General features: G+C 72.5%; 18 protein-coding genes and 2 riboswitches. Of the genes, 10 read left to right on the forward strand and 8 right to left on the reverse strand.

The annotated features are described in order from the left end of the window. Positions 1-13: 13 nt before the first annotated feature. The 6 genes from DFJ69_RS20425 to DFJ69_RS20450 all read left to right on the forward strand — a co-directional run bounded on the left by DFJ69_RS20425 (position 14) and on the right by DFJ69_RS20450 (position 3,412). Positions 14-223 carry a hypothetical protein gene (locus tag DFJ69_RS20425; RefSeq protein ID WP_425453359.1) on the forward strand — a complete coding sequence of 70 codons (210 nt, stop codon included), beginning with the start codon at positions 14-16 and terminating at the stop codon, positions 221-223. After that, positions 220-588 carry an Asp23/Gls24 family envelope stress response protein gene (locus DFJ69_RS20430; RefSeq protein ID WP_116024088.1) on the forward strand — a complete coding sequence of 123 codons (369 nt, stop codon included), beginning with the start codon at positions 220-222 and terminating at the stop codon, positions 586-588. The genes DFJ69_RS20425 and DFJ69_RS20430 overlap by 4 nt, the downstream gene beginning before the upstream one ends. Beyond that, complete coding sequence (locus tag DFJ69_RS20435; protein WP_116024089.1) at positions 585-1,211, forward strand: DUF6286 domain-containing protein; 627 nt, start codon at positions 585-587, stop codon at positions 1,209-1,211. The genes DFJ69_RS20430 and DFJ69_RS20435 overlap by 4 nt, the downstream gene beginning before the upstream one ends. Continuing rightward, complete coding sequence (gene amaP / locus DFJ69_RS20440; protein WP_116024090.1) at positions 1,208-1,786, forward strand: alkaline shock response membrane anchor protein AmaP; 579 nt, start codon at positions 1,208-1,210, stop codon at positions 1,784-1,786. Before DFJ69_RS20435 ends, amaP begins: the two co-directional genes overlap by 4 nt. A 66-nt stretch (positions 1,787-1,852) precedes the next feature. Beyond that, positions 1,853-2,569 carry a peptidoglycan editing factor PgeF gene (pgeF, locus tag DFJ69_RS20445; RefSeq protein ID WP_116024091.1) on the forward strand — a complete coding sequence of 239 codons (717 nt, stop codon included), beginning with the start codon at positions 1,853-1,855 and terminating at the stop codon, positions 2,567-2,569. A 39-nt stretch (positions 2,570-2,608) separates the two neighbouring features. After that, positions 2,609-3,412: a maleylpyruvate isomerase family mycothiol-dependent enzyme gene (locus DFJ69_RS20450; protein ID WP_116024092.1), complete on the forward strand. Its 804-nt coding sequence runs from the start codon at positions 2,609-2,611 to the stop codon at positions 3,410-3,412. A gap of 22 nt (positions 3,413-3,434) precedes the next feature. On the opposite strand, the gene DFJ69_RS20455 is transcribed toward DFJ69_RS20450, so the two are convergent. From DFJ69_RS20455 to gcvT, 4 genes are all read right to left on the reverse strand, one after another. Beyond that, the gene (locus tag DFJ69_RS20455) at positions 3,435-4,808 is read right to left on the reverse strand and encodes an L-serine ammonia-lyase (RefSeq protein ID WP_116024093.1); all 1,374 of its coding nucleotides are present in this window, start codon (positions 4,806-4,808) and stop codon (positions 3,435-3,437) included. A gap of 76 nt (positions 4,809-4,884) precedes the next feature. Beyond that, complete coding sequence (locus DFJ69_RS20460) at positions 4,885-6,147, reverse strand: serine hydroxymethyltransferase (protein WP_116024094.1); 1,263 nt, start codon at positions 6,145-6,147, stop codon at positions 4,885-4,887. Beyond that, positions 6,147-6,536 carry a glycine cleavage system protein GcvH gene (gene gcvH / locus DFJ69_RS20465; RefSeq protein ID WP_116026763.1) on the reverse strand — a complete coding sequence of 130 codons (390 nt, stop codon included), beginning with the start codon at positions 6,534-6,536 and terminating at the stop codon, positions 6,147-6,149. Before gcvH ends, DFJ69_RS20460 begins: the two co-directional genes overlap by 1 nt. Positions 6,537-6,557: 21 nt before the next feature. Further along, entirely contained in the window at positions 6,558-7,658 is a 1,101-nt protein-coding gene (gene gcvT / locus DFJ69_RS20470; RefSeq protein WP_116024095.1) for a glycine cleavage system aminomethyltransferase GcvT, read from the reverse strand. 69 nt (positions 7,659-7,727) lie between these two features. Beyond that, a riboswitch (glycine riboswitch) is annotated at positions 7,728-7,821 on the reverse strand. Between the two features lie 4 nt (positions 7,822-7,825). Then, a riboswitch (glycine riboswitch) is annotated at positions 7,826-7,922 on the reverse strand. Positions 7,923-8,286: 364 nt separating this feature from the next. On the opposite strand from gcvT, the gene DFJ69_RS20475 reads away from it, so the two are divergent. After that, the gene (locus tag DFJ69_RS20475) at positions 8,287-9,045 is read left to right on the forward strand and encodes a FadR/GntR family transcriptional regulator (RefSeq protein ID WP_116024096.1); all 759 of its coding nucleotides are present in this window, start codon (positions 8,287-8,289) and stop codon (positions 9,043-9,045) included. Between the two features lie 60 nt (positions 9,046-9,105). Next, complete coding sequence (locus tag DFJ69_RS20480; RefSeq protein ID WP_116024097.1) at positions 9,106-10,410, forward strand: M50 family metallopeptidase; 1,305 nt, start codon at positions 9,106-9,108, stop codon at positions 10,408-10,410. 17 nt (positions 10,411-10,427) lie between these two features. Here DFJ69_RS20480 and DFJ69_RS20485 read toward each other — a convergent pair whose 3' ends face one another. Then, positions 10,428-11,972 carry an ATP-dependent DNA ligase gene (locus DFJ69_RS20485; protein ID WP_116024098.1) on the reverse strand — a complete coding sequence of 515 codons (1,545 nt, stop codon included), beginning with the start codon at positions 11,970-11,972 and terminating at the stop codon, positions 10,428-10,430. Positions 11,973-12,099: 127 nt separating this feature from the next. On the opposite strand from DFJ69_RS20485, the gene DFJ69_RS20490 reads away from it, so the two are divergent. Next, positions 12,100-12,843, forward strand: a complete 744-nt coding sequence (locus DFJ69_RS20490; protein ID WP_116024099.1) for a hypothetical protein — start codon at positions 12,100-12,102, stop codon at positions 12,841-12,843. Between the two features lie 404 nt (positions 12,844-13,247). On the opposite strand, the gene DFJ69_RS20495 is transcribed toward DFJ69_RS20490, so the two are convergent. From DFJ69_RS20495 to DFJ69_RS20505, 3 genes are all read right to left on the reverse strand, one after another. Further along, a complete protein-coding gene (locus DFJ69_RS20495; RefSeq protein ID WP_116024100.1) occupies positions 13,248-14,744 on the reverse strand; it encodes an AMP-binding protein in 1,497 nt (498 codons plus the stop codon). Between the two features lie 177 nt (positions 14,745-14,921). Next, positions 14,922-15,779 (reverse strand): SDR family NAD(P)-dependent oxidoreductase, encoded by an 858-nt coding sequence (locus tag DFJ69_RS20500; protein ID WP_116024101.1) that lies wholly within the window; start codon positions 15,777-15,779, stop codon positions 14,922-14,924. Positions 15,780-15,829: 50 nt separating this feature from the next. Beyond that, complete coding sequence (locus DFJ69_RS20505; RefSeq protein ID WP_245974484.1) at positions 15,830-16,510, reverse strand: TetR/AcrR family transcriptional regulator; 681 nt, start codon at positions 16,508-16,510, stop codon at positions 15,830-15,832. 87 nt (positions 16,511-16,597) lie between these two features. Here DFJ69_RS20505 and DFJ69_RS20510 point away from each other — a divergent pair, with 87 nt between their 5' ends. After that, complete coding sequence (locus tag DFJ69_RS20510) at positions 16,598-18,064, forward strand: flavin-containing monooxygenase (RefSeq protein WP_116024103.1); 1,467 nt, start codon at positions 16,598-16,600, stop codon at positions 18,062-18,064. Positions 18,065-18,068: the final 4 nt, after the last annotated feature.

The following is an 18,068-nucleotide window of genomic DNA, read 5'->3' on the forward strand; positions in this document are numbered from 1 at the left end:
AGGGGTGGAGACCATGGATGACAGCAGGATCTGGCCGATCGCCGGCCTGGCCTACGGGACCGCGCTCGGCATCGCCGCCGCGTTCGGCGGGTTCGCCGCCTTCGCCGCCGTCCTGATCTTCGGCGTGCTCGGGTTCCTGGCCGGGCGCGCCGTGGCCGGCGACCTCGACCTCGCCGAGGTCTTCGAGATGACGCGACCGCGCGGCAGGGGCCAGTCCTCATGAGCCCTGGCCGCCTCACGTCCGACCACGGCGTGACGACGATCGCGGATCGGGTGGTGGCCGGGATCGCCTCCAGGGCCGCCGCCGAGATCGAGGAGGCGGGCGGTGCTCAGCGCAGCGTCCTGGGCATCCGGATGGGCACGGCGCGCCGGGCCCGCGCCCGCGCGACGCTGGACGGGGCGATGGTGACGGCCCGCGTGGAGCTCTCGGTGCAGTACCCCACGTCCGTCCTGACGGTGACCCGGCAGGCCCGTGAACGGATCCGGGACCGGGTGGAAAGCCTCACCGGGTTGAAGGTGAGCCATATCGACATCGACGTGACCACGTTGCGTCCGCCGGAGCCGAGGAAGGTGGCGAGAGTCCGATGACCACGCACGCAGGGCATCTGCGCCCCGCGCCGGCGCGTCCGGCCAAGGCCCGCGTCGACCGCACCGCCTACCGTGCCGCCCGCCGGGTGTTCCGGCCCCGCCGGACCTGGCCCGCGATGCTCGCCGCGGTCCTGCTGACGGCGGCCGGGGTGCTGGTGGCCGTGGAGACCATCTCCGGGCTGGCCGGCTCGCCCACCGAGCTGGTCGACCACCGGCGGGTGCTCTCCTGGCTCGGGCGGACGTCGTGGAACGACCCGGTGACGATCGCCGCCGGGGCCGTCGTCGCCCTCCTCGGCCTGGCCTGCCTGATGGCGGGGCTGAAGCCGGGCCACACCTCGCTGGTGCAGTTGCGCGGCGACGACCCCGAGCTGGTCGTCGGGGTGACGAAGGGCGGGCTGCGGCGCGCGGTGGCGACGGCGGCCGGGGACGTCGAGATGGTCGGCGGGGTGAAGGTCAAGGTGCGCCGGCATCGCGTGGCCGTCGCCGTCGAGACCCCGTTGCGGCAGCCCGACGGGTTGGCCGAGCGGGTCGAGAAGGCCGTCTCGCACCGGCTGGAGGAGCTCGGCCCGCGTCCGCGCCGGTCGGTGTCCGTCCGCGTCCGCAAGGCGGGGGGCGACTCGTGAACCGCCGTGCCGCCGGGCTCAACCGGTTCGGCCTGACGCTCCTCGGCGCGCTCCTGCTGGCGGGCGGCGCCCTGGTGCTGGCCCGTGCGCTGGGCGCCTGGGGCGCGGGTCCCTCCCGTGAACGGCTGCTGACCGACGGGCTGCGCGGCTTCCCGGACGACAACGCCTGGCTGTGGCCCACCGTGGCCGCCGTCGCGGTGGTCGCCGCCCTCCTCGGCCTCGCCTGGCTGCTGGCCCAGGGCCGCTCGGAACGGGTGCAGGGCCTGTCCCTGGAGGACGACCGCTCCGAGGGGTCCACCCGGATCTCGTCGTCCGCGCTCACCGCGGCGATCGAGCAGGAGGTCGACGACTTTCCCGGCGTGGAGAAGTCCCGGGCCCGGCTGTTGGGCACCCGGGAGCATCCCCGCCTCGTCCTGACCGTGTCGTACGGGGCCCGCGCGGACCTGGCGGCGCTGCGCCGCTACGTGGCGAACTCGGCGGTGGCCCGGCTGCGCAGCGCGTTGGACCGGGAGTCGCTGCCGACCGTCGTGCGGTTGCGCCTGGTCGACTCCGAAGGGCCTCGCAGCCTGGCGTGATCGCCTCGCGTGCGGGCGCGCGGGATAGCCTCGTCCCCGGCAGACCAGGGACGGGAGGGCTCGCGGATGGAGCTGGGCGGGCGGGTGCGGATCGCCTTCACGGATCGTTCCGGCGGCGTCAGCGCGCCGCCCTTCGACGGGCGCAACCTCGGGGGAGCCGTGGGCGACGACCCCGCCGCGGTCCTCGCCAATCGGGAGGCCACGGCCCGTGAGCTGGGGCTGGACCCCGACCGGGTCGTCTTCATGCGGCAGGTGCACAGCGCCGAGGTCCGCTACGTCACCGCGCCGTTCGGCGACGACCCGCCCCCGCTGGACGCGGTGTTCACCGACCGGCCGGGCCTGGCGCTGGCCGTTCTGGTGGCCGACTGCGCCCCCGTTCTGGTCGCCGATCCGGAGGCAGGGCTCGTCGGGGCCGCCCATTCCGGCCGTGCGGGCACCGCGCTGGGCGTCGTCCCCGCGCTGGTCGGGGCGATGGCCGAACGCGGCGCGGACCCGTCCCGGATGGCCGCCGTGATCGGGCCGTCCGCCTGCGGGCCGTGCTACGAGGTCTCCGCCGAGCTGCGCGACGAGGTCGCCGGTCTGATCCCCGAGACCCGCGCCACCACCCGGCGGGGGACGCCCGCGCTGGACGTGCGCGCCGGGGTCGAGGCACAGCTCAAGGGCGCCGGCGTCGCCGACATCCGACACGACGCCCGCTGCACGCTGGAGTCGCCGGAGCTGTTCTCCTACCGCCGCGCCGCGCGCACCGGCCGGTTCGCCGGGTACGCGTGGCTGGCCCCCTGAGGGTTGCATGGAACAACCCTGGTGTGCCAGCCTCGCCCCATGAGTGACGACATGGCCCGGAACACCGCCGCCTGGGAGCAGACGGTGCGCTCGACGATCGCCCTGGCGCGCGATCTCGCTCCGGCCGAGCACGACCTGCCCACGGACTGCCCCGGCTGGACGGTCAAGGACGTGCTCGCCCACATCGTCAGCGTGGAGCGCATGCTGCTCGGCGAGCCCCTCCCCGATCACCCGCTTCCCGAGGGCCTGGCGCACGTGCGCAACGACTTCGGCCGCCTGATGGAGATCGGCGTGGACGTGCGCCGCTCCGTCCCCGGCGAGAAGGTCGTCGCCGAACTCGACGAGGTCTTCCACCTGCGGCTGGACACGCTCCCGACCATCGACCCGGCCGCCCCGACCCCGGCCCCGACGGGCGAGATGGTCCCCTACGGCATGTTCATGGCCTTCCGCGCCATGGACTGTTACGTCCACGAGCAGGACATCCGCCGCGCCACGGGCCGCCCCGGCAACCTCGACGCGCCGGCCGCCCCCTGTGCCCGCGCCCTCCTGCTCCGGGGCCTGCCCTACGTCGTCGGGAAGAAGGCCGCCGCCCTGCCCGGCCAGTCCGTCACCCTTGAGGTCACCGGCCCCGCCGCGTTCACCGTGCACATCGAGGTCGGCCCCGACGGCCGCGCCCGCGTCACCGACCCGCTCCCCGCCCCCACCACGACGCTGACCATGGACTGGGAGACCTACCTCGTCCTGTCCGCCGGCCGCCGAACCCCCGACACCGTCACCACCGCCATCACCGGCGACCCCGACCTCGCCACCCGCCTCCTCACCGCCATGGCGGTCACGCCCTAGGTACGCCTCGTCGGCCGCGCCGTCAGCACTCGATGACGTTGACGGCGAGGCCGCCTCGGCTGGTCTCCTTGTACTTGTCGAGCATGTCGCGGCCGGTGTCGCGCATGGTCTTGATGGCCTTGTCGAGGGAGACGAAGTGGTGGCCGTCGCCGCGCAGGGCGAGGCGGGCGGCGCCGACGGCCTTGATGGCGCCGATCGCGTTGCGTTCGATGCAGGGCACCTGGACGAGGCCGCCGACGGGGTCGCAGGTGAGGCCGAGGTTGTGCTCGATGCCGATCTCGGCGGCGTTCTCCACCTGTTCGGGGGTGCCGCCGAGGACCTCGGCGAGGCCGGCGGCGGCCATGGAGCAGGCGGAGCCGACCTCGCCCTGGCAGCCGACCTCGGCGCCGGAGATGGAGGCGTTCTGCTTGAAGAGGACGCCGATCGCGCCCGCGGTGAGGAGGAAGCGGACCACCCCGGCGTCGTCGGCGCCGGGAACGAAGCGGTCGTAGTAGTGCAGGACGGCCGGGATGATGCCCGCGGCGCCGTTGGTGGGGGCGGTGACGATACGGCCGCCCGCCGCGTTCTCCTCGTTCACGGCCAGGGCGAACAGCGTGACCCAGTCCATCGCGTGCAGCGGGTCGGAGGGGCTCTCGTGAACGAGGCGGCGGTGGAGTTGGGGGGCGCGGCGGCGGACCTTGAGGCCGCCGGGGAGCAGGCCCTCGGTGGCGCAGCCCCGGTCGACGCAGGCGCGCATGACCCGCCAGAGCCCCACGAGGCCGGCGGAGATCTCCGTGGCGGTGCGGCCGAACGCCTGCTCGTTCTCCAGCATCAGGGCGGGCACCGACAGGCCCGTCTCGGCGCATCGGGCCAGCAGTTCGGCGGCGGAGTCGAACGGGTGGGGGAGCACGGTGTCGTCGGGCTTGATGCGGTCGGCGCCGGTGGCGTTCTCGTCCACGACGAAGCCGCCGCCGACCGAGTAGTAGACCCGTGAGCGCAGTTCGCCGCCGTCGGCGTCGTACGCGGTGAAGCGCATCCCGTTGGGGTGGCCGGGGAGCGTCTCCTTGCGTTCGAAGACCAGGTGCTCGCCGACCACGAACGGGACCTCGACCGCGCCGAACAGGCGCAGCACACCGCTTTCGCGGACGGCGGCGATCCGGGCGGGGACGGTGTCGACGTCGACCAGCTCGGGTTTCTCGCCCGAAAGGCCCAGGATCACGGCCTTGTCGCTGCCGTGGCCCTTGCCGGTCAGGTCCAGCGAGCCGTACAGGACGACGCGGACGGAGGCGGTCTTCTCCAGGAGGCCGTCGCGTCGCAGGCCCCGGGCGAACCGGTGGGCGGCGGCCATCGGGCCGCCGGTGTGCGAACTGGACGGGCCGATGCCGATCTTGAACAGGTCGAAGACGCTGATGGCCATGGCGAACCTCGTTGTCAGCCGGGGCCGGGAGCCGGCGCCGCGGCCCCGGGACCGTTCCCGGGGCCGCGGCGGACGATCACAGGCCGGGGTAGAGGGGGTGCTTGTCGGCCAGCGCGCAGACCCGGGCCGACAGCGCGGCGGTGTCCGGGCCCGGCTGCAGCGCCAGCGCGATGACGTCGGCGACCTCGGCGAAGTCCTCGGCCGTGAAGCCCCGGGTGGCCAGCGCGGGGGTGCCGATCCGCAGACCCGAGGTCACCATCGGGGGACGCGGGTCGTTGGGCACGGCGTTGCGGTTGACCGTGATGCCGATGGAGTGCAGCAGGTCCTCCGCGTCCCGACCCGTCAGCTCCGAATCCACCAGGTCGACCAGGACCAGGTGGACGTCGGTGCCGCCGGTCAGCACCTTCACCCCGGCCTTGGCGGAGTCCTCCGCCGACAGCCGGTCGGCCAGCAGCCTGGCGCCCTCGATCGTGCGGGCCTGCCGCTCGCGGAACTCGTCCGAGCCGGCGATCTTCAGGGCCACCGCCTTGGCCGCGATCACGTGCTCCAGCGGGCCGCCCTGCATCCCGGGGAACACGGCGGAGTTGATCTTCTTGGCGTACTCCTGACGGCACAGGATCAGGCCGCCGCGCGGGCCGCCCAGCGTCTTGTGCGTCGTGGTGGTGACGATGTCGGCGTGCGGCACCGGGGAGGGGTGCAGCCCGGCGGCCACCAGCCCGGCGAAGTGCGCCATGTCCACCATCAGCAGCGCGTCCACCGAGTCGGCGATCCGCCGGAACTCGGCGAAGTCCAACTGCCGGGGGTACGCCGACCAGCCCGCCACGATCATCTTCGGACGGTGCTCGGCGGCCAGCGCGGCCACCTCGTCCATGTCCACCCGGCCGTCCTCGGCGCGCACGTGGTAGGGGACGACGTTCAGCGTCTTGCCGGAGTAGTTGATGCGCATGCCGTGGGTCAGGTGCCCGCCGTGCGCCAGGTCCAGGCCCAGGATCGTGTCGCCGTGGCTCAGCAGCGCGAAGTACACCGCCGTGTTGGCCTGCGCGCCCGAGTGCGGCTGGACGTTGGCGTGCTCGGCCCCGAACAGCTCCTTGGCCCGGTCGATCGCCAACTGCTCGGCGACGTCGACGTACTCGCAGCCGCCGTAGTAGCGCCGGCCGGGGTAGCCCTCGGCGTACTTGTTGGTCAGCACCGAGCCCTGCGCCTCCAGCACCGAGACCGGGGCGAAGTTCTCGGAGGCGATCATCTCCAGCGTCGACTGCTGGCGGCGCAGCTCGGCGTCGACGGCCTCGGCGATCTGCGGGTCGACGGCGGCCAGCGACGCGTACATGGCGGAGGTCATCAGGACTCCTCGATCAGCTTGCCGTAGGCCTCGGCGTCCAGCAGGTCCCCGGGCTCGCCCTCGACGCGGACCTTGAAGATCCAGCCCTCGCCGTACGGGTCGTCGTTGATCACCTTCGGCTCGTCCACGACCGCCTGGTTGATGGCGGTGATCTCCCCGCTGACCGGCGAGTAGAGGTCGCTCACCGACTTGGTCGACTCGACCTCGCCGCAGGGCTCGCCCGCCTCCACCGTGTCGCCCTCGCCGGAGTGCAACTCCAGATAGACGATCTCGCCCAGCGCGTCCGCGGCGTGCGCGGTGATGCCGATGGTCACCACACGGTCCTCGTTGTCGAGGCCGGCCACCCACTCGTGCTCTTCGCTGTAACGGAGCTGCTCAGGAACGCTCACGATCACTCTCTCTCGGTGCTGTCAGGAACGCTTGTAGAACGGCAGGTCGACCACGTCCACCGGTTCGCGCCTGCCGCGGACGTCGACGGCGAGACCGCCGCCCTCGACGGCCGCGGTGTCCACGTAGGCCATCGCGATCGGCCTGCCCAGCGTGGGCGACGGGGCGCCGCTGGTCACGACGCCGCACGGGGTGCCGTCCGCCGTCACGACCTCGTACCCCTTGCGGGGCGCGCGGCGACCCTGCGCCACCAGCCCCACGAGCCTACGGTCCGGCGGGGTGGCCGCGCGGTCCGCCAGCGCCTTCCTACCCACGAAGTCGCCGGGCTTGCCCAGCTTGACGACCCGGCCCAGACCCGCCTCGTACGGCGTCGTCTCGGTCGTCAGCTCGTTGCCGTACAACGGCATGCCCGCCTCCAGCCGCAACGTGTCACGGGCCGACAGCCCGGTCGGCAGCACGCCTTCCACGAGGGCGAGGTCGTTCCACAGCGCCACGGCGTCGGCGTTCGCGACGAACAGCTCGAAGCCGTCCTCGCCGGTGTAGCCGGTACGGGCGATCAGCGCCTCGGCGCCCGCGACACGGCCGCGCAGCCAGGCGTAGTACTTGAGCCCCTCCAGCGGGGCCTCGGTGAACTGGGCCAGGATCGCCTGCGCCTGCGGGCCCTGGAGGGCGATCAGCGCGTAGTCGTCCGAGCGGTCGTCGAGGGCGGCCTCGAAGCCCCCGACGCGTTCGAGCAGAGCCTCGCGCACGGTGGCGGTGTTGGCGGCGTTGGCGACGACGAGGAACCGCTCGTCCTCCAGCCGGTAGACGATCAGGTCGTCCAGCACCCCGCCGTCGGGCGCGCAGATCATCGTGTAGCGGGCGCGGCCCACCGTGACCGCCGACAGGTCGCCCACCAGGGCGTGGTCGAGGGCCTCGGCGGCCTGCGGCCCCTCGATGAAGATCTCGCCCATGTGGGACAGGTCGAACAGGCCCGCGCCGGTGCGGACCGCGTGGTGCTCGGCGGTCTCGCTCGCATAGCGCAGCGGCATCAGATACCCGGCGAAGTCGACGAGGTTGGCGCCGAGGTCGCGATGGACGTCGTACAACGGCGTCTTCTTGGCAGTGGCGTGGTCGGCAGGCACGGGTCGGCTCCTTGTCGCGGTGCGCTGGTCACATGCTCCCACTCGCACCAGGCGTTGGCGGTGCCTCCCCCTCTGTCATCGGCGCCTGAGAGTTTCACGTCCCGCGGTGTGCGGGCCGCTTTCACCTTCGGCGGGGAACCTGCCGGTCCCCTCTTTCCAGAGGTCGCCTGTCCCGTGCGGTCCGTGGGCCTGAGAGGTTCCGGGGAGGAGTTGCTCCTTCGGCGGCCCTCGCCGGCTGCGAGGACGCTCTCCCGCTCGGGGTCATGGGCTCGGATCAGGCTAGCAACCCGGGCACCGCCTCGCACGCCCGGGTCACACACCCCGCTCCCGCCGCGGCGCGGGCCGTCGTGGTGGGAGCGTTGGGTGGTCCGTGCGGTGGGGCGCGGGTCGTCGTGGTGGGGGTGTTGGGTGGGGCGTGGCCGGGGTCGTGCCGTGGTGCGGGTCGTCGTGGTGGGGGCGTTGGGTGGTCCGTGGGGTGGGGCGTGGCGGGGGTCGTGCCGTGGTGCGGATCGTCGTGGTTGGAGCTTTCGGGGAACGGGGTAGAGCGTCGGCGGGAGCCCTCGGGCAGTCGGCGACCTGCATGTAACGTTGCCCCCGGGACGGCCTGAACCAGCACCGAAGGGCGGCCATGCTGAGCGAGACCGACGACCAGGTGCAGGGCCCGCCGGGAGGCCTCGACCCGCTCGCGGCGGTGCTCCGGCCCGTCCGGGCAGGCAACGCGTTCGAGGAGACCGTCGAACGGCTCCTCCAGGTGATCAAACTCGGCGTGGTGGCGCACGGCGACCGACTGCCGCCCGAACGGGAGCTGGCGCCCCGGCTCGGCGTCAGCCGGGTCACCCTTCGGGAGGCGATCCGCGCCCTCCAAGAGGAGGGCTACGTGGAGTCCCGACGCGGCCGCTCCGGCGGCACCTTCGTCATCTACCGGACGCCCCGGCCCCGGCGCGGCGACCTGGCCCGGGTCGCCGAAGGCCAGGTGGAGCAGCTCACCGACGCCCTCACCTACCGGATGGCGGTGGAGACCGGCGCGGCCCAACTGCTGGCCTCCTCGGGGCTGACCGACCAGCGGGCGGCCCGGCTGCGCTGGGCGCTGGACGGGGTCAACACCGCCGACGCCGCCGAGTACCGAAGGCTCGACGCCCGCTTCCACCTCACCATCGCCGAGCTGACCGGCTCCACGCTGCTGTCCACGGCGTGCGCCGACGCCCGGATGCGGGTCACCGACCTGCTCAACGCCATCCCCGTGCTGCGCCGCAACATCGAGCACTCGGCAGCCCAGCACGTCGCGATCGTGGACGCCATCCTGGCGGGCGACCCGGAGGCGGCCCGCCGCGCGGTGGTCGAGCACCTGGAGGGCACCGCCGCCCTGCTGCGCGGCTTCCTCGCGTGACCCTTCGCGGCCCGATTCATCACATAGGCTTGGTCCGTCGCGGAGATCATCGGAGGGTCCATGGAGTCGCTCATCGTGCTGGGCGGCGCGCTGCTGTTCTTCCTGCTGCTCATGCTGTCGATCGCGCTGCACGAGCTGGGCCACTTCAGCTTCGCCAAGCTCTTCGGCGTTCGGACCACCCAGTTCATGGTGGGGTTCGGGCCGACGCTGTGGTCCCGGCGCAAGGGCGAGACCGAGTACGGCATCAAGTGGCTGCCGTTCGGCGGTTACATCCGGATGATCGGGATGCTGCCGCCCCGCAAGGGCGACGCCGCCGGGACCGTCCGCAGCATGCGCACCGGCCCGTTCCAGGGGTTGATCGACTCGGCCCGCGGGGCGGCGCTGGAGGAGGTCGGCCCCGACGACGGCGACCGGGTCTTCTACGGCAAGAAGTGGTGGCAGAAGCTCATCATCATGTTCGCCGGGCCCGCGATGAACATCGCGCTGGCGGTGCTGTTCTTCGCCATCCTGATCATGGGCTTCGGGGTGGACCGGCCGCAGCCGGTGATCAGCACGGTGTCCAAGTGCACCATCCCGGCCGCCGAGGCCGGGCGGGACTGCCGGGCCGGTGAGCCGCTGACCCCGGCCGCCGCGGTGGGCCTGCGTCCCGGCGACCGCTTCGTCTCCTACGACGGACGGCCGATCTCCGACTACGCCCAGTTGCAGAAGCTGATCCGCGGCTCGGGCGGACGCACGGTGCCGATCGTGATCGAGAACGCCGACGGCGTCCGGCGCGGTGTCGACGTCGCCGTGACCACCAACACGCTGCGTTCGCTCGACGACGAGGACAGGACCGAGAAGGTCGGCTTCCTCGGCATCTCCCCGCTGGTCGAGCGGGAACGCCTCGGTCCGGGCGCGGTGGTCGACCACATGGGTGAGATGACCGAGCGCACCGTGATCGCGCTCGCCCAGCTCCCGCAGCGGATGGTCGACGTCTGGGACGCCGCGTTCGGCGGCGCGGAGCGCGATCCGGAGGGCCCGATCGGCGTGGTGGGCGCCAGCCGGATCGGCGGTGAGATCATCGCCTCCGAGCACCAGACCACCGACAAGGTCGCCTGGTTCATCTCGGTGCTGGCGGCCGTCAACTTCGGCGTGGGGATGTTCAACCTGGTCCCGCTGCTGCCGCTGGACGGCGGGCACATCGCGGGCGCGCTGTGGGAGGCGGTCAAGCGCGGCTTCGCCCGCGTCCTGCGCCGCCCCGACCCGGGGTACGTGGACGTCGCCAAGGCGTTGCCGCTCACCTACGTGATGGCCGCGGCGTTCCTGTTGATGGGCGTCCTGTTGATCTACGCGGACCTGGTCAACCCGATCCACTTCAACGGCTGACCCGCGCGGGCCCGTCGTCAGTCGGCGACGGCGGCGATGCTCCGCACGGTCTCGATGGTGTCGGCCTCGGCGGCGGACTTGTCGGGCCGGTAGCGCAGCACGCGGGCGAAGCGCAGCGCCAGGCCGGCCGGGTAGCGGGGGCTGCGCTGGAGACCGTCGAAGGCGATCTCCACCACCAGCGCCGGGCGCAGCCGGACCGTCCAGGAGTCCTCCTCGACCGCCAGCTCCCGGAACCGCTCCGTCTGCCAGGCCAGCAGCTCGTCGGTCAGGCCCTTGAAGGTCTTGCCCAGCATGACGAACCCGCCGGTCTCCGGGTCGCGGGCGCCCAGGTGCAGGTTGGACAGGAAGCCCCGGCGACGGCCGTGCCCCCACTCGGCGGCCAGCACCACCAGGTCGAGGGTGTGCCGCGGCTTGACCTTGACCCAGCCCGCGCCGCGCCGGCCCGCCGTGTACGGGGTGTCGAGCGACTTGACCACCACGCCCTCGTGACCGCGTTCGACGGCGTCGGCGAAGAACGCGGCGGCCTCGTCCGGCGCACCGGTGACCAGGCGCGGCATCAGCAGCTCGGCGGGGACGGCCGCGGCCAGGGCGGCGTACCGGTCGGCGGCGGGACGGTCGAGCAGATCCTCGCCGTCGAGGTGCAGCGCGTCGAACAGGAACACCGACAGCGGCACGGACTCCGGCGTCGCGGTGCCGCTGCGGGTGGCGGCGCGGGCCCCGGTGATCTGGAACGGGTGGGGGCGGCCGTCCGGGCGGAGCGCGATCAGCTCCCCGTCGAACACCGCGTCGCGCACCGGCAGCGCGGCCATCGCCGTCACGACCTCGGGCAGCCGGGCGGTGATGTCGTCGAGGGTGCGGGTGAACACCCCGACCCGGCCGTCGGCGAGGTGGATCTGGGCGCGGACGCCGTCGAGCTTCCACTCCACGGCGACCTGCTTGCCGTCCGGTCCGCCGTCGAGCTTGGCCAGCGCCTCGTCGATGGAGGGCGCGCTCGCGGCCAGCATGGGCCTGATCGGCCGACCCACCTGGAGGGTGAACGCGTCGAGGGCCTCGACGCCGCCGCCGAGCGCGGCCGTGGCGACCGGTCCGAGCGCCCCGCGCAGCATGACCGCGCGCCGTACCCGTGCGGCGGGCACCTCGGCGGCGGCGGCCACGGCGTCGTTCATCACCCCGGCCAGCGCGCCTTGGCGCAGCTCGCCGGACAGCAGCCGGATCAGGAAGTCCTGCTCGTCGTGGGTGGCGCGGGCCAGCAGCGCGCCGAGCATCTCGCGGCGGCGGGTCACCGACCCCTTGCCGGCGACCGCGCCGATCTCGGTGAACGCCGTGTCGACCTCGGCCACGGTGAGGGAGGGCTCGGCGGCCGGGGAGGGCAGCTCGCGGAGCGAGGCGTAGCCCACGCCGATCTGCCGTTGGGGCAGCTCGCCCGACAGGTAGGCGACCGTGACGGCGGCGTCGGCGGGGCCGGCGTCGCGCAGGCAGTCGGCCAGCAGGGCGGTCTTGCCGCGGCGGGCCGAGGTCTCGGCCACCGCCGCTGAGGTGCGGGCGATCTCGACGAGCAGCATCACCCCATTCTTCCCACGGACACGGACGGTCCACGGCTTCCGCGGCGGGCGGTTGGCGGGCGCCCCCCGCTTTGCCTAGCCTTTCGGTGAGCACGGACGACGGAGGCACGGGGGGAGGGAGCGGCGCGTGGGTCTGTCTCGATCATCGGGGGACTTCGACCGGATCTACTCGCCGCCGGAGCCTCCGGAGACGGCGCGCCGCTCCCGGCGCAGGACGGTGGTCGCGGCGGGGGTCGCGGTGGCCGCGGTGGCGTCCCTGGCCTTCCTCCTGTTCCGCACCGGCGACGACTCCGGCGGCGCGACCGTCCCGGGCACGTCGTCCGGAGGCCCCGGCGCGTCCGGCACGTCCGGTGGGGCCGTCGAGCCGGTGTACCGCTCGCTGCCGCCGGCCTGCCGCAGCGTCTCGCCGGAGACCGTCCGCCGGGTCGCGCCGGGCGGGCGGCCCGAGATGAGCGGCAACGACACGCTCTCCTACTGCGCGTACGGCTCCCGTACGCCCACGGCGGGCGGGGAGTACCGGTGGCTGGAGATCGACGCCCGGCTCTACCCCTCCGGGACGGGGGGAACGGCGATCGACAGCGCCCGCCGGCACTTCGGCATCAAGTGGACGCTGGCCGGCAAGGTCACCGAGGAGCGGACCGTGACGCTGGAGCGCCGGTCCGGGCTGGGCGACCAGGCGTTCCACTGGTTCAAGACCGACCGGAGGCTGCCGCTGGTGACCGGACAGATCGCCGTTCGCAGTAGGAATGTGGTCATAACGGTCAGCTACAGCGAGCGGACGGCGGGTGAGAAGGGCCTCGCGGCCCAGCGCGAACGGTGCCTGGACGAGGTGGCCGCGGTCACCCGAGAAGTTCTGCGCCATCTTCGTTAAAGCAATTTTTGCCACTCGTACCGGCCGATCGCGGTAGGTGACCGGCGATTCACCCTTAAAGTAAGGCGGTAAATGCTGGTGTAAGCCGATTCAAGGGGGGGTATCGGTCCCGGCATCGGCGTCAGGCGTGGGCGAGGGGAGGCCCGTGCCCTGGAGGAGGAGGCGCACGACGTGGCCGCGCGACAGCGTGGGGTGTCCTGGGTGTAGAGCCCGGGTCACCTCGGTGAGGAAGGTTACGGCACACCGGATTCGAGTCCGCCGGACGCACCCGTCGTCCGGCGGACTCGTCGTCACCGGACCTCATCGATTCGTGACCGTCGGCCGAATGACCGGGTGGGCATTGAGCATCTGTCAAAATGGCGGTCCGCCATCGTCGCGCATATCGGTCAAGCCGTTACGGACCGCTAGATCCGCCGCCCGGTGTCCGCCCAGTAGGGCTCGCGGAGCCGCCGCTTGAAGAGCTTGCCCGAGTCCTCGCGGGGCAGCGACTCCTCGAACACCACGACCTTCGGCACCTTGTAGCCGGCGAGCGCGGCCCGCACGTGGTCGCGCACCGCGTCGGCGGTCAGCCGGGCGCGCGGCAGGGGCTCGACGTGGGCCGCGAGCGCCTCGCCCAGATCGTCGTCGGGGATCCCGAACACCGCCGCGTCGGCGACCCCGTCCATGCCCATCAGGCACGCCTCGATCTCGGCGGGATAGACGTTGACCCCGGCCGAGATCACCATGTCGTGCGCCCGGTCGCTCAGGAACAGGTAGCCGTCCTCGTCCAGATGCCCCATGTCGCCGACCGTCAGGTAGCCGTCGCGCTCGATGCCGCGCCGCTTGGCGTCGTCGCCGAGGTAGGTGAAGTCCGGCCAGAAGGACGGTGGCCGCAGGAAGACCTCGCCCACCTCGCCGGGCGGCAGCTCGACGCCGGACCCGTCCAGCACCTTGACGTCGCAGTCCCAGAGGGCGCGCCCGACGGTGCCGGGGCGGGCCAGCCACTCGGTCGAGTCGCAGGCGGTGACGGCCCCGGTCTCGGAGCCCCCGTAGTACTCGCGGATGATCGGCCCCCACCAGCCGATCATCGCGTGCTTGACGTCCACCGGGCAGGGGGCGGCGGCGTGCACGACGGACTTCAGCGATGACACGTCGTACTCGTCGCGGATCTCCTTGGGCAGCCGCAGCAGCCGCACGAACATGGTGGGCACGAGCTGGACGTGCTCGATCCGGTTGCGCTCGACGGTGCGGAGCAGCTCCTCGGGGTCGAACCTGGGCATGACCGTCATGTCGATGCCCATCCTGCTCGCCAGGAGCGCGTGCACGTTCGGGGCCGTGTGGTACAGCGGCGCGGGGATCAGCGTCCGCATCTCAGGTGTGAGCCCCATCACCTCCAGGATGCCCATGGCCAACTGGAGCCGCTTGTCCGGCGGGGTGGGCACGCGCCGGATGCCCTTGGGCCGACCGGTGGTGCCCGAGGTGTAGATCACGCTCGCGGGGGTGTCGCCGGCGGGGCCCGTCCAAGGATCGTTCCCCTCGATCAGCTCGTCCAGGGTCGGGTGCCGACGGGTGACCCCGCTCGGAGGCAGCCCGAAGGCGGCGGTCAGCTCGCCCGGCACCCGCGCCTCGATCAGCCGGACGCCGGGCGGCAGCGCCCGTTCCACCGTCGAGACCAGGTCGGTGTGGACGAACACCGCCTTGGCGCCGCTGTCGGTGAGCAGATGGTCCAGCTCGGCGGCCCGCCAGTGCCAGTTGATCGGCACCGGGAGCGCCCCCAGCAGCCCCGCCGCCTCGGTGACCTCCAGGAACGCCGGCTCGTTGCGGAGCATGACGGCGACCCGGTCTCCGGCGCCCACCCCCAGCGCGTCCAGCCCGGCGGCGATGCGCGCGGCGCGGGCGCGCAGCTCGTCGTAGGTTCGCATCCGCCGGCCGAAGCGTACGCCAGACGTCGTCACTGAGATCCTCCGCTCACCACGGCCGGGCCCGCCTGTGACCCCTGGCGCCAGAGTTTCAACCTCACTGCTGTGAGACGCGCAGTCAAGAGCCGTTGCGCACGCGCGAAGGTGAGGTTCGCGGCGCGTGTGAGTAACGGGGACCGGTCAGCCGACGCGAACCCTGGCGAGCAGCCGCATCGCGCCGGGGGAGAGGCGGGACAGACCGCGCGTCAGGTGCGCCTCGGCGTTGACCGGCACGACCGCCTTGTTCTTCACGATGGCGTCGACGATGCGCTCGGCGACCTTCTCGGGCGGATAGCGGCGCAGCCGCAGGCCGTGCCGGCCCAGCTCGCGGAAGCGCTCGCCGCGCCGCCCCTCCATGCCGACGAGGGTGGCGTTGCGGAGGATGCCGGTCTCGGAGAAACCGGGGCAGACGGCGGTGACGCCGATCCGGGCGCCCGCCAACTCGCCGCGCAGGCATTCGCTGAGCATCAGCACCGCCGCCTTGGTGGTGCAGTAGGCGGGCAGCAGACGGCTGGGGCTGTAGGCGGCGGCGGAGGCGATGTTGACGATGTGGCCGCCCTTGTTGGGCCGCTCCGGCTTGGCCGGCAGGGCGCGCGAGCGTTCGAGCATCTGCGCGCCGAACAGACGGGAGCCGTGGATGACGCCCCACAGGTTGACGCCGAGGATCCGCTCCCAGTCGTCCACCCCGGTGTCGAGGAACGAGCCCATGACGGCGATCCCCGCGTTGTTGACCACGATGTCGGGCACCCGGTGGCCGGCGCGCACGTCGACGGCGAACTTCTCCATCGCCGCCCCGTCGGAGACGTCCACCTCGTACGCGGTGGCGCCCGCTCCCAGGGCGCCGGCCAGCGCGGCGGTGCGCTCGGCGGCGTCGCCGTCGACGTCGGCCGCGATCACGGTGGCGCCGCGTTCGGAAAGGGCCAGCGCGGTGGCCCTGCCGAAGCCGCTGCCGGCTCCGGTGACGACGGCCAGCGCGCCGTCGAAGGGTGCTACGGGCATTGCGACCTCCGAGGGGTGGTCCGGAACAGGTCGCCGAGGAGCCGGGTGTCTCAGCCCGCCTCCTCGACCGGAGACCTTTCCGATCTTGGCACGACCCGTCCGGACGTGGAGAGCGGTTCGGCCAGATGGTTCTTCAGGCCGTTCCAGGTGAAGTCGGTCATGTACCGGGCCGCGTCGGCGGCGGAGATCTCCGGGTGGTCCAGCCGCCACAGCACCAGCCGCTCGCAGCCGCCGATGATGATCTCGGCGTACGCCTCCACGGCCAGGTCCGGCAGCCCGGGGCACAGCGCGGCGATCACCGGTGCGATCAGTCCGCTCTGCTGCCGCCGGGTCTGCTCGATCGCCTCGCCCGTGGAGGAGGGCATCACCAGCGGCTCCTGCAGCAGCATGGCGAACGACCTGCTGTGCTGGTCCATGAACTCGAAGAAGGCCAGCATGCCCCGCCAGACCATGTCCTGCGGTGTGGCGGCCCCCTCCACGGCGGCGAGGGTGGCCTCGTACAGCTCGGCCTTGGAGCGGTCGATGGCCGCCATGAGCAGCCCGTCCTTGGAGCCGAAGTACTCGTACAGCATCGGCTTGGAGACGCCGCAGCGCTCGGCGATCTCGTCCATGGACGTCGCGCGGAAGCCCCGCTCGCCGAAGACCTCCTTGGCCACGTCGAGCATCTGGCGCTCGCGCTCGGCGCGGGACATCCGCCGTCGACGCTGCGGCTTGGCTGTGGGACCGCTCACGGGAACGAGCCTAACCCCGAGACCTACCATCGGTAACCTACTCCTGGTAACTTACTTCGAGTAGATCAGCGTGGAGGTGAGGGGATCATGAGCGAGCAGCGCAATCCCGCGATCGTCATCGTCGGCTCGGGGTTCGGCGGACTGGGCATGGCCATTCAGTTGATCCGGTCCGGCTTCCACGACTTCGTCGTCCTGGAGAAGGGCGACGACCTGGGCGGCACCTGGCACGAGAACACCTACCCCGGGTGCGCCTGCGACGTGCCCTCGCACATGTACTCGTTCTCGTTCGAGCTCAACCCCGGGTGGACGCGGATGTTCGCGCCGCAGCCCGAGATCAAGGACTACCTGCGGCGCACCGCCGACAAGTACGCCGTCGGCTCGCACATCCGGTACGGCAGCCGCGTCGAGCGCATGGAGTACGACGACGACGCCCGGCGCTGGAACGTCACCCTCGCCGACGGGACGCGCTACACGCCCAAGGCCGTCGTGTCCGGCATCGGCGCGCTGCACGTGCCCTCCTTCCCCGACATCCCCGGGCTGGACTCGTTCAAGGGGCGGGCGTTCCACTCCGCCGAGTGGGACCACTCCTACGACCTCACCGGCAAGCGCATCGCGGTGATCGGCACCGGCGCGTCCGCGATCCAGTTCGTCCCGAAGATCGCCGAGCGGGCCGCCCGGCTGCACCTGTTCCAGCGCACCGCCCCGTGGATCCAGCCCAAGCCCGACCAGCCCATCCCCAAGGGCGTCCGGCGGCTGCTGCGGACGGTGCCGGGCGCCGCGCGCGCCGTCCGCTACGGCATCTACTGGGCGCTGGAGGCCCGCGCCGTCGGGTTCACCGTCGACCCCCGGCTCTCCGGACCCATGGAGCTGCTCGCCCGCCGCCACCTCGCGCAGCAGATCCCCGACCCGGAGCTGCGCCGCAAGGTCACCCCCGACTACACCATCGGCTGCAAGCGGGTGCTGCTGTCCAACGACTACTATCCGGCGCTCACCCGACCGAACGTCGACCTGATCACCGACGGCATCGCCGAGGTCCGCGAGCACTCGGTGGTCACCGCCGACGGCCGGGAGCTGGAGGTCGACTGCATCATCTACGGCACCGGCTTCAAGGTGGTCGACGCCCTGATGGAGCAGCAGGTCGTCGGCCGGAACGGCGTCAAGCTCCAAGAGCTGTGGGCCGAGGGCGCCGAGGCCCACCACGGCGTCACGCTGCCGGGCTTCCCCAACTTCTTCATGCTGCTGGGGCCCAACACCGGGTTGGGGCACAACTCGGTGGTCTTCATGATCGAGGTCCAGCTCCAGCACATCCTGAGCTGCCTGCGGCTGCTCGCCGACCGGGGGGGCGACGCCATCGAGCCCCGGCCGGACGCCGTCCGGACCTTCAACGACCGGCTGCACCGGCGGCTGCGCCGGGCGGTGTGGAACGAGGGCGGCTGCGACAGTTGGTACCTGGACGCCAACGGCGTCAACCGCACCCTGTGGCCGGGCTTCACCTTCGAGTACTGGAAGTCGAGCCGCAGGGCCCGCCCGGAGGACTACGTCATCACGCGGTAGCCCG

The organism is Thermomonospora umbrina (genome assembly GCF_003386555.1).
In the GTDB taxonomy this organism is placed as follows: domain Bacteria; phylum Actinomycetota; class Actinomycetes; order Streptosporangiales; family Streptosporangiaceae; genus Thermomonospora; species Thermomonospora umbrina.